14 protein-coding genes are annotated in these 13,858 nt (G+C 64.8%); 5 read left to right on the plus strand and 9 right to left on the minus strand.

The window, feature by feature from the left end:
- Positions 1-12 precede the first annotated feature (12 nt).
- Both H7A12_13295 and H7A12_13300 read right to left on the minus strand, forming a co-directional pair.
- Positions 13-927 (minus strand): NAD(P)-dependent oxidoreductase, encoded by a 915-nt coding sequence (locus H7A12_13295; protein MCP5321781.1) that lies wholly within the window; start codon positions 925-927, stop codon positions 13-15.
- 357 nt (positions 928-1,284) lie between these two features.
- Positions 1,285-2,055 (minus strand): SDR family oxidoreductase, encoded by a 771-nt coding sequence (locus tag H7A12_13300; protein ID MCP5321782.1) that lies wholly within the window; start codon positions 2,053-2,055, stop codon positions 1,285-1,287.
- Positions 2,056-2,213: 158 nt separating this feature from the next.
- Between H7A12_13300 and H7A12_13305 the strand changes: the two genes are divergently transcribed.
- On the plus strand, positions 2,214-3,116 hold the full coding sequence (locus H7A12_13305) for a phosphatase PAP2 family protein (protein MCP5321783.1): 903 nt from the start codon (positions 2,214-2,216) through the stop codon (positions 3,114-3,116).
- A gap of 390 nt (positions 3,117-3,506) precedes the next feature.
- Here H7A12_13305 and H7A12_13310 read toward each other — a convergent pair whose 3' ends face one another.
- Both H7A12_13310 and H7A12_13315 read right to left on the minus strand, forming a co-directional pair.
- Positions 3,507-4,202, minus strand: a complete 696-nt coding sequence (locus H7A12_13310) for a hypothetical protein (protein MCP5321784.1) — start codon at positions 4,200-4,202, stop codon at positions 3,507-3,509.
- Positions 4,199-5,167: an MBL fold metallo-hydrolase gene (locus tag H7A12_13315; protein MCP5321785.1), complete on the minus strand. Its 969-nt coding sequence runs from the start codon at positions 5,165-5,167 to the stop codon at positions 4,199-4,201. Before H7A12_13315 ends, H7A12_13310 begins: the two co-directional genes overlap by 4 nt.
- 174 nt (positions 5,168-5,341) lie before the next feature.
- On the opposite strand from H7A12_13315, the gene H7A12_13320 reads away from it, so the two are divergent.
- Complete coding sequence (locus H7A12_13320; GenBank protein MCP5321786.1) at positions 5,342-6,799, plus strand: wax ester/triacylglycerol synthase family O-acyltransferase; 1,458 nt, start codon at positions 5,342-5,344, stop codon at positions 6,797-6,799.
- 26 nt (positions 6,800-6,825) lie between these two features.
- Positions 6,826-7,347: a lecithin retinol acyltransferase family protein gene (locus H7A12_13325; protein MCP5321787.1), complete on the plus strand. Its 522-nt coding sequence runs from the start codon at positions 6,826-6,828 to the stop codon at positions 7,345-7,347.
- Positions 7,348-7,919: 572 nt separating this feature from the next.
- Here the strand turns inward: H7A12_13325 and H7A12_13330 are convergent.
- The 3 genes from H7A12_13330 to murI all read right to left on the minus strand — a co-directional run bounded on the left by H7A12_13330 (position 7,920) and on the right by murI (position 10,378).
- Positions 7,920-8,378, minus strand: coding sequence for a VOC family protein (locus tag H7A12_13330; protein MCP5321788.1), 459 nt, complete (start codon positions 8,376-8,378; stop codon positions 7,920-7,922).
- Between the two features lie 252 nt (positions 8,379-8,630).
- Positions 8,631-9,467: a CoA ester lyase gene (locus H7A12_13335; GenBank protein ID MCP5321789.1), complete on the minus strand. Its 837-nt coding sequence runs from the start codon at positions 9,465-9,467 to the stop codon at positions 8,631-8,633.
- 95 nt (positions 9,468-9,562) lie between these two features.
- Positions 9,563-10,378, minus strand: coding sequence for a glutamate racemase (gene murI, locus H7A12_13340; protein MCP5321790.1), 816 nt, complete (start codon positions 10,376-10,378; stop codon positions 9,563-9,565).
- 146 nt (positions 10,379-10,524) lie between these two features.
- Here murI and H7A12_13345 point away from each other — a divergent pair, with 146 nt between their 5' ends.
- Both H7A12_13345 and H7A12_13350 read left to right on the plus strand, forming a co-directional pair.
- Positions 10,525-10,980, plus strand: a complete 456-nt coding sequence (locus tag H7A12_13345) for a nitroreductase family deazaflavin-dependent oxidoreductase (protein ID MCP5321791.1) — start codon at positions 10,525-10,527, stop codon at positions 10,978-10,980.
- A gap of 115 nt (positions 10,981-11,095) precedes the next feature.
- A complete protein-coding gene (locus H7A12_13350) occupies positions 11,096-11,935 on the plus strand; it encodes a class I SAM-dependent methyltransferase (GenBank protein MCP5321792.1) in 840 nt (279 codons plus the stop codon).
- An 8-nt stretch (positions 11,936-11,943) separates the two neighbouring features.
- On the opposite strand, the gene H7A12_13355 is transcribed toward H7A12_13350, so the two are convergent.
- The gene (locus H7A12_13355; protein ID MCP5321793.1) at positions 11,944-12,810 is read right to left on the minus strand and encodes an HDOD domain-containing protein; all 867 of its coding nucleotides are present in this window, start codon (positions 12,808-12,810) and stop codon (positions 11,944-11,946) included.
- A gap of 150 nt (positions 12,811-12,960) precedes the next feature.
- The gene (locus tag H7A12_13360) at positions 12,961-13,782 is read right to left on the minus strand and encodes an SDR family oxidoreductase (protein ID MCP5321794.1); all 822 of its coding nucleotides are present in this window, start codon (positions 13,780-13,782) and stop codon (positions 12,961-12,963) included.
- Positions 13,783-13,858: the final 76 nt, after the last annotated feature.

Genomic DNA, 13,858 nt, shown 5'->3' on the forward strand with positions numbered 1-13,858 from the left:
TGCGCCCGCGCCTCAGTTCTTCAGCAACTGCGGTGCGAGTACCTGCACCATTTCACGCATGCCCTGCTTCCAGTCGACGGCGGTCGGCCCGATCAGTGCGTGCATGCGTGTGGTGTCAAGCTGCAGGCTGCCGAAGGCTTCCGGATTTTCCCTGAACACCGGCTCAAAGCCAGTCAGCTCCTGCAGATAGGCACACCACTGCTCGATGCTCACCGCCTGCGATCCACCGAAGTTCACCGTCGTGACCCCGGGCGTTGCTGCCGCCAGCAGGCCCGGAATCTTCGCCAGGCAGTCGCGCTCGTGCAGCGGGTTGTAGACGTTCGGATGCTCCGGATGCACGTCGATCGGCACCCCGTTCTGCATCATCAACAGGTGGTAATACGGCCACCCACCACGATTGCCGTAAGGTACGCTGAGACGCGCGATCGTCGTCGGGATACCGAACTCGTGTGCGGTAAAGCGCACCACCGTCTCCGCCGCGATCTTCGAAATGCTGTAGGTCGGCATCATCGCGCGGTGGTTGTCGCCAAGCGGCGAGTCTTCCGACCGCGGCGCATGCCCCTTGTAGGCGTACACCGCCGTCGAGGAACAATGCACGAACGCCTTCGCACCGCGGCAGCGCAGCATCAGACGACCGACGCCCTCGGCGTTCGCGCGCAGATCGTAGGCCCAGTCGTCGGTCTTCATGACCGCGAAGTTCAGCACGTAGTCGACTTCCTGCGGCACCGCATCGAGCGGACCCTCCGCAAAATCGACCGCGATCGGGTGGGCCCCCAGTGCCGTGAACGCGTCACGATCCTCCTGCTTGCCGAAACGGGCGAGCGCGAACACCTCGTTGTGCGGCGCCAGCGCCTCGACCAACGGTCGTGCGACCTGCCCGGTTGGTCCGGTCACCAGAATCCGCTTGCCAGTCAATTCCACTGCCATCGATTGCCTCCCACACGCTTCGTTTCGTTTCGACCCGACGCCTACCCACAGATCGGCATTCATGCCGACGGGAGTGTCGGGTTGAAACCCGACCTACGTCCGCGTTCCGTCACCCCGTAGGTCGGCATTCATGCCGACGGGAGTGTCGGGTTGAAACCCGACCTACGTCCGCGTTCCGTCACCCCGCAGGTCGGCATTCATGCCGACGACACTGTCGGGTTGAAACCCGACCTACGTCCGCATTCCGTCACCCCGTAGGTCGGCATTCATGCCGACGACACTGCCGGGTTGAAACCCGACCAACGTCCGCGTTCCGTCACCCCGTAGGTCGGCATTCATGCCGACACGCCAATCCGTTCAGAAACCTTCGGTCTTGTGACAGTTCTTCCACACCAGATTCGGAAACAGGCGTCGCATGATATACCCGATACGGGTCTGCTTGCCCGGGAAGACCCAGAACTCACCCTTTGCCAGCGTCGCCTCGATCGCATCGAGCACTTCCGCCGGCTGGATCGGCGGCATCATCTCCACCGTCTTCGGCATCACGGTCGCATAGCCCTGCTTCAGCAGCGGTGTCGCCACCGGCGGCGGACAGACACACACAAAGCGCACGCCGCTCGAGCGGTTCTCGTGATAGAGCACCTCGGTATACGCCGACACCGCGAATTTGGAAGCGTTGTAGGCGCTGGTAAGCAAGGTCGGAATGATGCCGGACATCGACGAGAAGCTGATGAAATCACCGCTGCCACGGCGCACCATCGCCGGCAGCGTCGCCTGCGCGATATTGACCAGCCCGCCGTAGTTGATCGCCATCACACGATGCACCTGCGCATTCGCATGCTCCAGTGCCTTGCCGAACGGCATGATCGCGGCGGCGTTGTAGACACGATGGACCGGACCCAGCGTATCCTCGATACGCCGTGCGGTTGCGTCGACTTCGGCGAAATCGGACACATCGACCCGATACGTGGTGATCCGTTCGTGCCCCTGCGCGGTCTGCGCAAGTCCTGCCTCGTTGACATCGAGTGCGGCCACTCGCGCGCCGCGCTCGCTCATGAGCCGGCATGCAAGCTGGCCCATGCCGCTGCCGCCACCGGTCACCAGCACCACCTTGCCATTCATGTCCATCATCGGTCTCCACTCGCGGTTGACAGTTGGCGGCATCCTAGTCGCATTGCCGACCGGCGGCAGTTAAAGCGTTGTAACGTTCGGACACACGGAAGCCCACCCGGATCACCTACACTGCCGCAGCAGATTGCCATGTAATCAGTATGCGGGAGTTACCGATGGACGCCGTGCTTCACTGGGGGGTCGAGCTCATACTGACGCTGCAGACCCACCGCACTGCAGCGCTCGACGTATTTTTCCGCGCCATTACACAGCTCGGCGGCGCAGCACATCTGTTCATCGTGCCGCTGGTGATCTGGAGCATCAGTTACCGGCTCGGCGTACGCCTGCTGCTCGTGCTGCTGTTATCGGCATTGGTCAATTTCGCGCTGAAGGACGCTTTTGCACAACCACGCCCCTTCAATCTCGATCCTTCGATAGGACCGGACCGCGAGGTGGGTTACGGTCTGCCCAGCGGGCACGCGCAACACACGCTGGTCGAGTGGGGCATCATCGCTGCGTGGGTGCAGCGGCGCTGGTTCTCGTTGCTGGCAGTGGTACTGGTTGTGTCGATCGGCCTTTCACGCATCTGGCTCGGCGTACACTTCCCCACCGATGTACTGGGCGGCTGGTTGCTTGGCGCAGCGTTGCTGTGGATCTATCTGCGCTACGGTGAGCGAATCAACGTCCGTCTGAGCGCCGCTGGCAGTGGATGGCAGCTAAGCTGTGCGCTGGCCGTATCACTGGTATTCGTTGCGTCCTGCGCAGCCTTCCCGCACACATCGCACCTGGCCGGACTCGCTGGCCTCTGGCTCGGCTCCACGCTCGGGATCATCGTGTGCACGCGGCTGCTGCAGATGCCGGAAGGCGGCGCCCTCTGGCAACGCGTGTTGCGTTACCTGCTCGGCATGGCCGTGCTGCTGCTCTGGATGAAGCAGTCCGGCACATGGCTGCCGGCGGACCCGGGGATCGCCTGGTTTCTCACCGCATGGGGCAACAATCTCATCGGCGGGCTGTGGCTTACCGCCGGCGCGCCTGCGGTGTTCCGGGTATTGCGTCTGACGCCCGGCTCGTGCCGATGATTGCCGTCGGCATGAATGCCGACCTACGGACTGACCGCCAACCGGTGTAGGTCGGATTTCAATCCGACATCCCGTCGGCATGAATGCCGACCCACGGACCGAACGCCAACCGGCGTAGGTCGGATTTCAATCCGACATGCCTGTCGGCATGAATGCCGACCTACGAACCGAACGCCAACCGGTGCAGGTCGGATTTCAATCCGACATGCCTGTCGGCATAAATGCCGACCTACGGACTGACCACCAATCGGCGTAGGTCGGATTTCAATCCGACATTGCCGTCGGCATGAATGCCGACCTACGGACTGACCACCAACCGGTGTAGGTCGGATTTCAATCCGACATTGCCGTCGGCATGAATGCCGACCTACGGACCGCATGCATGCCGACCTACGGGTCGGGCAGCACTTCGTCGGGGGCCTCCCATTCCTCGCGGTTTGCCGGGTCCAGCATCTCGTCTGCGTGTTCGTGGACCTCGTGCTCGATCGTACGCCGGATCGCCTCGCGTGGGTTTGCCCACGCCATCTCCGCCGGCCATACCGGCAGCACGCGAGCGGCCGCTTCATGTACTGCACCTGCCACGCTGTCGCGTGCGCCTTCCACCTCGCCCTCCACACCCTCCAGCGCGGCATCACGCGCGGCGGCGACGCGCTCATCGACCGCCGCCTCGACGCGCTCGGACAGGACCTGGGTCACATCACCCTTCAGCAGCGCGACTGCCAACTGGTTGGTGTCGGCGTTCCACACCAGCCCTGCCTTGTCGGCCATTTCGGGAATTGGCGTGTAGCGCGACACCACATAGAACAGCGGCCCTTCGCGGCGCAACTCGTTGGCAGTGCGCAACAGCCGCATGGTCGGGTCGTAATGCTCCCCGAGCAAGGCGACCATGCGGTTGCGCAGCACCGGCTGTTCGAACAGGTTGACCCGGTTCGGATCGAAACCGACCAGCGGAGTCAGCAATGCCCACATCAACTGGCTCGACGACGGCAACAGCATCGCCGGTGCAAGGCAGCCACCGAGCAGTGCAAGCAGCACGCTCCCCGCCACCAATGCCTTGCGCCGCCCGACGCTCCGCAATGCCGTCATCGCGCACGCTCGCGGCGAATGCGTGCCATCAGGCCGAACATCCCGGCAACGTCGGCAGGGGCGCTGCTCGCCGCAAACTCGCGGTACAGCGTATCGACGTTGACGACGATGCGCTCGGCGTCTCCCCATGAGGAGTAATCGTCGAGCGCGATGTCGAGCGCTGCCTCGTATACGGGCATGCCGGCGTCGAAGCGCTTGCGCGCCTCGTCACGGATATACACCAGGTAATCGCGCACTGCGCGTACCCCGCGCATATCGGTGATCGGCCCATGTCCCGGAACCACGGTCGCAGGAGCAAGCGCCAGTATGTGTTCGCAAGCCGCAATCCAGTTGCGTACCGGACCGACCCACATGATCGGATGGCCCTCGATGAACAGGATGTCGCCGCTGTAGACCACGGAATCTGCCGGAACGTGCACCAGCACGTCGCCTCGCGTGTGTGCCGGCCCGACCTGTGCCAGCTCCACGCGTTTGTCGCCCACCTGCAACTCGAGTGCTCCACTGAAGGTACGCGTGGGCAAACGCTGTGTGATGCCCTCGAACTCGAACGCTCCGAAGCACTGCAGGAAGAATTCCCCCATCTCGCCGAGCGCGGGCGCCGCCTTGCGAAAATCGAGCATCACCTGCGGCACTTCGTGCACCATTTCTTCGGCCGCGGCCGCAGAAGCCACGATCTGCGCCTCGGGCAGCAGACAGTTGCCGTTGCAGTGATCACCGTTGGCGTGCGTGTTGACGACCGTTCCCACCCGTCGTGACGCCGGAACCGCGCGACGCATCGCAGCAAGCATTTCGCCGGTCAGCCGCAGATCGAACAGCGTATCGACCAGCAACGCGTGCTCACCGTCGACCACCAGGCCGGCGTTGCTCCAGCCCCAACTGCCATCGGGCTGCAACCAGGCCCAGGCACCATTGCCCAGATCGTGCAGACCGCGGGTATACGGTCGAATCGCCAGACTGCCACTCATCACACCATTCCTTTGCAACACCGGCTCGCCCCGTAGCATAGGGCAATCCGCCGCGCGGCGGCACCCGACCGGATCGATTCACTGGCGCCGATCGCCGGCGTCTGATCGCGGGCGTCTTTCCAAGTGCGATGGTCCGCAGGATACTGGCGCAATAAGCACAACAGGATGGCGACCATGAGCGACTACCATTTCGAGCGCCTGACCCCGATCGATTTCTCTTTCCTGGTCCAGGAAACACGCGAACGCCACATGAGCGTGGTCGGCGTGACGATATTCGAGGCCGGCCCGCTGGCCAGAGCCGGTGGCGGAATCGACTTCGCCGCGATTCGCGACCACACCGAGAACCTGCTCGACCAGGTGCCACGCTATCGCCAGAAACTGATGTGGCGCAGGCGCCGACGCCGTTCCGGCCTGCTGGGGCGCGAGCAGGTGGAGTTGCCGGATGAGTCGCTGCCGCCGGTCTGGGTCGACGACCCGCATTTCGATATCGCCTACCACATGCGCCACACCGCGCTGCCGCGCCCCGGCGGGGCTGCGCAGCTCAAGGCGCTGGCCGGACGCATCGCGTCGCAGCCACTCGATCGCGCCCGCCCTCTGTGGGAAACATGGGTCGTCGAGGGACTCAGCGGAGGCCGCTTCGCCACCGTATCGAAGCTGCACCACTGCATGATCGACGGCATGTCGGGAGCCGACATCACGCAACTGCTGCTGTCGCCGGACCGCAAGACGCGCCGCCATCGCAGCCAGCCCTATAGAGCGCGCCCCGCGCCGACACCGGCGCAACTGGAACGCGAGTTGCGGATGGAGCAACTCAAGGCACCGTTGCGCCTCGCGGAAGGGCTGCGCGAACTGGCGGCACACGACGATCTGAGCGGTGAACTCGCACGACGCGTACGCGGCATCGGCGAGACCTTCAGCGAATCGGGAATGGAGCGCAGCGCCTCACCGATCAACGGCCAGAACGGGCCACATCGGGCGGTCGACTGGATGATGACGCCGGTGCCGACGATGAAGGCGATCGGCAAATCGCTCGGTGGCAGCATCAACGATGCCGTACTGACCGTGGTAAGCACGGCGTTCCGCGACTTTTTCCTGCAACGCGGCAGCACTCCCGGCGAGGAGCCTTTCCGCGCACTGGTTCCGGTCAGCATCTGGTCGGAACGCCAGCGCGGCGAAGTGGGCAACCAGATCATGAACTGGCTGATCGACCTGCCGCTGGAAGAAGAAGATCCACGCCTGCAGATGAGATACATCCACGACGTCACCGAAGAACTCAAGAAGTCCGACAAGGCGCTCGGCGTAAAGGCGATCCAGTCGTTCCTCCAGTACACGCCGGGCCTTCTGTCGCTTGCGGTGCGCAACGCTTCCGGTCCGCACAACACCATGATCACGAACATCCCGGGACCGCAGATGGCGCTTTACCAGATGGGCGCGCAAATGCTCGAGAACTATCCGGTCGTGCCGATGCTCGAAGAGATGGGTCTCGGAATCGGTGTGATGAGCTACAACGGCACGATGTTCTGGGGCATCACGGTAGACACCGACATCGTCACGGACGCCGCACCGTTCTGCGCTGCACTGCAACGTGCCGTAAAATCCGTGGCGCGCACGGCAAAGGTGCGGCTGCGCTGATCAACGCGGACACAAGGGAACACAGCGTGGCAAAAGGCGATCACCTCTACGTACAAAGGGCCAACGGGCTTTACGCTCACCATGGCATCGACTGCGGTGACGGCACGGCAATTCATTACAGCGGCGAGCACTGGTACTCGTCGCGCAGCGTGCGGCACACCACCATCGAAGCCTTCGCCCGCGGCGACGAGGTCCTGGTGCGCGACTACGCCGAGTTCTTCGCACGCCTGCGCGACACCAAGAGCCTGCCGCGGCGACTGCACGTACAGCTCGCCGAGATCCTGCGCGGCAAGGAATCACAACGCTCATTCTCGCCGGCTGCCGTGGTGTCGCGTGCGCGCAGCCGGCTTGGCGAATCACGCTTCGACATCATGCTGCACAACTGCGAGCACTTCGCCACCTGGTGCAAGACGGGCATCAACGACAGCGAACAGATCTATGCGCTGTGGCGTGCCGTGCTGAGCCCCGAAAGCTACCGGAAGTTGCGGCGCCAGTCGGTGCTCAGCGCCGTGTTCGACCGCGACGCATCGGGTTCCGCAGAACCGTAACTGCGTGCGCAGACGCCTGCGCGCCGAACCTACAGGCGACGTTCTGGTTGCCATGTGGGTCGGGTTTCAACCCGACGGGGCTTCGTCACGATTTCCGCATCGTCGGCATGAATGCCGACCTACGGATGACGCCGATCCGACATTCCCGTCGGCATGAATGCCGACCTGCGGACGACGCCGATCCGACATTCCCGTCGGCATGAATGCCGACCTACGGTCCTGGCGGCTGTCCGGCGTGCTGGCGCCGCCACTCACTCGGCGTCATGGCGCACCGGCGGCGGAATACGCCGCTGCTGCAGATGGTGCGCGCGCAATCCACCCGTTGCCATGACAGAAGCGACCGGAAGGTGTTGTGGATGCGCACAGACATCCCCCGTAGGTCGGGTTTCAACCCGACGGGGTTTCGCCACGATCTCCGCATCGTCGGCATGAATGCCGACCTACGGACGACGCCGATCCGACATTCCCGTCGGCATGAATGCCGACCTACGGATGACGCCGATCCGACATTCCCGTCGGCATGTTCCGCAGACCTGTGCGCCTGGAATGCACTCACGGTAGCCGCAAGGCGATCAGCCTGTCGATGCCTTGGGCTCGATGCGCGCCAGCGATACACCGAATCCGCACTGTGCCGCGGTGCCGAGCACGAACTCCTGGTACCGGCAGAACAGTCCGCCCAGATGCGCATCGATCTCCGCCTGGCTGTAATCCAGCGCGTGCTGACAGGCGACGCCGCAGGCGGTTGCCCGCGCCAGCGCCGACTCGGCATCGTCCGTGTCGAAATAGACGTTCATGACTCCCTCGCCGTGCTGCGCGAGAAAACCCGACACCGCGCTGTCGTGCTCGCGCCCGGGCAACGGGGCGCACAGCTCGATGCCTACGTTCCAGGCAATGGCAACGGCGATGCCGAACGGCGCCCCGGTCCAGTTCGCATCGCGAAACTCGGCGCCCAGCAGGTCATGGTAATAACGCCTGGCGGCTTCGATATCCCGCACCGCCACGATGATCCGGTTGATTCCCTTGACACTCATCCGATCCTCCGATGGTCATTGTCACAAGCGAATGAAAGTTGTGATGGGTATGCACAGACATCCCCCGTAGGTCGGGTTTCAACCCGACGGGGTTTCGCCACGATTTCCGCATCGTCGGCATGAATGCCGACCTACGGACGAGGCCGAGCCGACGTTCTCGTCGGCATGAATGCCGACCTACGGACGACGCCGATCCAACATTCCCCGTCGGCATGAATGCCGACCTACGGGCGAGACCGGCCGTGCCCGTGGTCACCAGCCCATGCGTTCTACGGCCTCGGCAACGGCAAGCAGGCGCTCGGCTTCTGCAACGTGCAGGTTCTCGACCAGGCGGCCCTTCACCACCACCAGCGCGCCACCGTGTGACTGTGCCTCGCGCCAGGCGGCGATGATCTCGTGCGCCGCTGCGACCTCATCGGTCGTCGGCGCGAATGCCGCGTTCGCTGCCGCGAGCTGCGCCGGATGGATCAAGGTCTTGCCGTCGAAGCCGAGCTCTCGCCCCTGTGCGCACACGGCCTGCAGCCCGGCGTCGTCGTGCAGGTCGAGGTGCACGCCGTCGAGGATATCGAGTCCGTGGGCGCGTGCGGCCAGCACGCACTGTCCGAGTGCGGTCAGGAAACCCAGGCGCTGCGGCGCATGCGACACGCGCAGCTCCCGCGCGAGATCCGAAGTACCCATCAGGATTCCTGCCACGCACGGGTGCGCCCCGGCGATCGCGTCGATTGCAAGGATGCCGCGCGCAGTCTCGGCCATGCACCACAGCCGCATTCCGGCGCCGGCACCCGCAACATCGAGCAGGCGCACCGCCTGCAGCACATCATCGGCCGACGACACCTTGGGGAGCACGATGCCGTCGGCACCGGCCCCTGCAAACGCGCGCAGATCGTCGGCACCCCACGGCGTATCCAGCCCGTTCACGCGCACCAGCAGCTCGCGCGCACCATAGCCACCCTCGGCGAGTGCGGCTGCGATCTGCACGCGTGCCGACTCCTTCGCCGCTGGCGCCACCGCATCCTCGAGGTCGAGGATCAGTACGTCGGCGGGCAGTTCACGCGCTTTCGCGAGCGCACGCTGATTCGAGCCCGGCATGTAGAGCGCCGAACGGCGCGGACGGAATGACATGTTCACCTCGCTGCCATCAGTCAAGACTCCGACCCGTCCCGAATCGCGTGCCGGATACGTGTTCAGCCGCTCGACGCTTCGCGCCGATGCATCCCCGGATACTGCGGCAGCGGCAGTACGACGACGGCTTCACCGAGCAGGCGACTCATCAATGCCTGCTGCTGGACTACATCCCCGCTGCTGAAACAGCACAGCGTCCCACTGCCACCGCCATCACCGCCGAGCACGTCCTCGACCCGACGCGCAACCGCATCACCCGGATCGATGATGCGCACATCGGCACCGACGAAGTCACGAATCGCCGGCAACAGGAACGGATAATGCGTACAGCCAAGAACGATCGTATCGGCACCCGCCTCCAGCAGCGGCCAAAGGTAGCGCGCAAGCAGCGCACGTGTGCGTGGCCCGTCGAGATCGCCCGCCTCCACGCATTCGACCAACCCGCTGGCCGGCTGCGCGAGCACGCGTGTGAACTGCCCGAAGCGTCGCAACAGCTCCTCGTAACGCACACTCTGCAGGGTACTCGCGGTCGCGAGAATGCCGACGATGCCACTGCGTGTGGCCTGGGCGGCCGGCTTCACGGCCGGCTCGATACCGACGATCGGCAGGGCAAGGCGTTCGCGCAGCTCGCGCGCCGCGGCAGCCGTCGCCGTATTGCAGGCTATGACCAGCGCGCGCACGCCTCTGCAGAGCAGGAAGTCGGCAAGCACGAACGCTCGCTCGCGAACGAACCGGGCGCTCTTTTCACCGTACGGAAGGTGGTGTGCGTCCGAGACGTAGACGATGTCCAGACCCGGCATGCGCCGACGCATCTCACGCACGATCGACAGACCACCCACGCCGGAATCGAAGACGCCCACAGGGCGATGCTCGGACATGCAGGCCACGGTCTCCGGGGGAGCAGGAATGATCAGGCAGCCGCGATGGTACCGAACGCCGCTCCGCACAGGCAATCGCGACGATGCTTGCCGCGCTGCGACGGGTAATGCTAGCGTGCGGCCACGTCAACCGAAAAAGGCCCGCAATGTCGCAACTGACCAGACTGTTGATGTCGCCGGCCGGGCTCGCTTTCGATCGCTGGCTGGTGCGGTTCACCGGCGAGTCACTGCTGAACCGCGTATTTGCGCGCCAGGCGGGTTTCGCACCGCAGCCCGCGCTGTTGCTGGAGACTCGCGGGCGCCTGAGCGGCGCGCGCCGCCAGGTCGTGCTGCCGTGGTTCCTGATCGACGGCAAGTGGGTGATCGTCGGCAGCAAGGGCGGCATGCCTGCCGATCCGGCATGGGTCGGCAACCTGCGCGCCGAGCCGGCAGTCACGGTCTACGTCCAGCGTCGCCGTCACCACGCCCGGGCACGCGTGACCACGGGCGGCGAACGGGAATCGTTGTGGGCAGACCTGGTTGCGCGCGTTCCGGTATACGCGCACTACCAATCGCTGACGACGCGCGAGATCCCGGTGGTCGTGCTCGACTTCAGCGCCTGAGCGCCTGAGCGCCTGAGCGCCTGAACACCGCGCACACCACCGTCTGACACGTGCAGCGCTCACGGTGACCGCTGCCGATCGACGACGCCAACCGGTGGCAGACAGGAAGACCACGATGCAGGACAACACGAAGCAGATCGAATACTGGAACGGCGAGGCGGGGCAGAAGTGGGCCCAGAACGACACGCATTTCGAACGTTCGATCGGAACCCTGAACGCACCGCTGCTGGAGCGTGCGCGCGCGGCAGGAGCACGCCGTGCACTCGACATCGGCTGCGGCTGCGGCAACCAGACGCTCGCGCTGGCACAGGCGCTGGGACCGGGTGCACAGGTCACCGGGATCGACGTCTCGGAACCGATGCTCGCCGTTGCCCGCACACGTGCCGCCGCCGGCGCGGCGCAGATGCAGTTCCTGCACGCAGATGCGGCCACGCATGCATTCGAACCACAGAGCTTCGATCTGCTGTTCTCGCGCTTCGGCGTGATGTTCTTTGCTGATCCGGCCGCCGCCTTCACGAACCTGCGTCGCGCCTGCGCCACGGGTGCGCGGCTCGTGTTCTGCTGCTGGCAGGGCGTCGATCGCAATGGCTGGTTGCGCCTGCCGATGCAGGCGCTGGCACGCCACGTCGAACTGCCACCGATCGAGCCGCATGCGCCCGGACCGTTCGCGTTCGGTGAGCGCGAACGTGTGCAGGACATCCTCGGGCAGGCGGGGTTCACGAGCATACGCTGCGAGGATCTGCGCATCGACCTGAACTTCGCACAGGGCGCAACGCTTGCCGAGGCGGCAGAGGCACTGGTACAGGCCGGCCCGGCTGCGCCGCTGCTCGCGAAGCTGGATCCGGGCGCACGCGCGGATGCGCTCGCCGAGGCCGCAGCGGCAGTAGCACCCCACTACCGCGACGGCTGCATCATGATGCCGTCGGCAGTCTGGATCGTCAGCGCCCGCGCGTAGCCACGCGGTCAGCCGTCGAACGCTTCCGCCATCGAACGCAGCTCTCCCTGCGCTTCGAGCAGCACTTCGACCGCAGTCTGCTCGTCCAGTCCGAGCTTGACACAGGCAGGTATGGTTGCCAGATCGACTCCGTCGCTCTGCTCCGGCTCCGTACGCTGCGCAAGCAGATGTGCAGCCAGCACGACGTCCGCGAGGTCGGCCTTGCCGCGATGCTCGCGATCGAGCATCGTGTGTTCGTCCACCGCAACGGCAAACGACTCCGGGAACCCCCAGGATTCGACGATCGCGCGCCCCACGCTGGGGTACCACTGCTCGAGCAACTCGCCCAGTTCGTCGTCGGAATGTCCAAAAACTGCCGGAAAGGCGTCTGCGCGAATCAGGATGTAAAAGCAGCCGATCGCGTGCAACAGCCCGGCCAGCATCGCATCGTCGGTTCTCACACTGCCGCGGACAAGCTTGCTTGCGAGCAGACAGGAAAGCACCGCGACCCGCACGCTGCGCCGGCGCACCGCCTCGATGCGCCTGTGCAACAGTCCATGTCCCGGAATCTTGAACGCTGTGTCGATCGCCTCCATCACGACGATGCTGCGCACCATGGTGAAACCGAGGTGCGAGATCACGGTCCTGACGTCGGTTATTTCGACCAATCCCCGACGCATCAGCGCCGAATTCGCGATCCGCAGCAGCCTGGCGGCCAGAACCGGCTCCGACAGCACGAGGCGGGCGACCTTCTCCACCGACACGCCGGGATCGGCGAGCGCGTCGCGCACACGCAACGCAACGGCTGGAAACGGCGGCAGCTCCAGCTTGCCGCCCGAAAGATCACGTGCCAGTTGCTGCACAAACTCGAAGCGGGTGCTTCCGGATGCGCTCATCGTCACAACGCCCTGATATATATGAAAGAGCTGGTTCGAATCCTTCTCTCTGCCTGTAACTGCAGCCGTCGGGAGCGCGGCGCACAGTATAGTCAAGCGATCCGGCACACGACAGAACGACGCTCCGCACCGTACCATCCGCCAAGCACCTCAGCGCCCCGTCACCATCCCGCCGTCGACGTTGTACAACTGCCCGCTGACCCACGAACCCTGCTCACTGCACAGATAGACGACCATGTTCGCGACATCGAGTCCGCTGCCGGCGCGGCGCAATGGCACGTAGCTCATCAGCAGGCGCTGCCATTCCTCGCCACGCCCCATATCGTCGATGCGATAGGTGTCGATGATTCCCGGGCAGATCGCGTTGACGCGGATTCCGTGCGGACCGACCTCGGCGGCCATCGCGCAGGTGAGCGCGTGAATGCCTGCCTTCGACGCCGCATAAGCCGCCGTCTGTGCAGCCATCAGCTTGCCGCCGACCGACGAGATGTTCACGATGCTGCCTCCCTGGCCCTGCTCCACCAGCACGCGGCCGAAGGCTCGGCTCATGTAGAAGCTGCCGTTGAGGTTCACGTCGATGACCTTGCGCCAGGCATCGAGATCGAGATCGATGACCGCCGCGCGATCGTCGCCGCGTGCGGCGCCGGCATTGTTCACGACGATATCCACGCGCCCGAACTCCGCGAGCGTACGTGCCACCAGCGCATCGACCGCGTCCGCGTCCGACACATCGCTGACCAGCGCCAGCGCCCTGCGCCCGAGTGCACGCACCTCCCCGGCCACCGATTCGATGTCATGCCAGCCGGCGGCCTGCTCTTCAACCGGATAACGCTCGCGTGCCCGTCCAGTACCCGTCAGCACCACGTCGCAGCCCGCGCGCGCAAGCTCCACCGCGATCGGACGCCCGATCGAGCGCATCCGTCCCGCCCCGGTCACCACCGCCACCTTGCCCTCGAGCCCCGTGATCTGCATGCTTCCGCCTCCCGTCCGGTTTTCACAGCCTGCGATTCTAGCCGCAAGCCACGCCTATAATCGCGCTTCGCAACGA

Source organism: Pseudomonadales bacterium (assembly GCA_024234165.1).
Lineage (GTDB): Bacteria > Pseudomonadota > Gammaproteobacteria > Pseudomonadales > UBA5518 > UBA5518.

What these genes read in the sequence shown, in the direction of transcription:
- murI (MCP5321790.1), bottom strand. Translation starts at nt 10,378, where the DNA reads ATGTCCGAGCATCGCCCTGTGGGCGTCTTCGATTCCGGCGTGGGTGGT.
- H7A12_13310 (MCP5321784.1), bottom strand. Translation starts at nt 4,202, where the DNA reads ATGACGGCATTGCGGAGCGTCGGGCGGCGCAAGGCATTGGTGGCGGGG.
- H7A12_13345 (MCP5321791.1), top strand. Translation starts at nt 10,525, where the DNA reads ATGTCGCAACTGACCAGACTGTTGATGTCGCCGGCCGGGCTCGCTTTC.
- H7A12_13315 (MCP5321785.1), bottom strand. Translation starts at nt 5,167, where the DNA reads ATGAGTGGCAGTCTGGCGATTCGACCGTATACCCGCGGTCTGCACGAT.
- H7A12_13355 (MCP5321793.1), bottom strand. Translation starts at nt 12,810, where the DNA reads ATGAGCGCATCCGGAAGCACCCGCTTCGAGTTTGTGCAGCAACTGGCA.
- H7A12_13320 (MCP5321786.1), top strand. Translation starts at nt 5,342, where the DNA reads ATGAGCGACTACCATTTCGAGCGCCTGACCCCGATCGATTTCTCTTTC.
- H7A12_13300 (MCP5321782.1), bottom strand. Translation starts at nt 2,055, where the DNA reads ATGGACATGAATGGCAAGGTGGTGCTGGTGACCGGTGGCGGCAGCGGC.
- H7A12_13360 (MCP5321794.1), bottom strand. Translation starts at nt 13,782, where the DNA reads ATGCAGATCACGGGGCTCGAGGGCAAGGTGGCGGTGGTGACCGGGGCG.
- H7A12_13305 (MCP5321783.1), top strand. Translation starts at nt 2,214, where the DNA reads ATGGACGCCGTGCTTCACTGGGGGGTCGAGCTCATACTGACGCTGCAG.
- H7A12_13295 (MCP5321781.1), bottom strand. Translation starts at nt 927, where the DNA reads ATGGCAGTGGAATTGACTGGCAAGCGGATTCTGGTGACCGGACCAACC.
- H7A12_13330 (MCP5321788.1), bottom strand. Translation starts at nt 8,378, where the DNA reads ATGAGTGTCAAGGGAATCAACCGGATCATCGTGGCGGTGCGGGATATC.
- H7A12_13335 (MCP5321789.1), bottom strand. Translation starts at nt 9,467, where the DNA reads ATGCCGGGCTCGAATCAGCGTGCGCTCGCGAAAGCGCGTGAACTGCCC.
- H7A12_13350 (MCP5321792.1), top strand. Translation starts at nt 11,096, where the DNA reads ATGCAGGACAACACGAAGCAGATCGAATACTGGAACGGCGAGGCGGGG.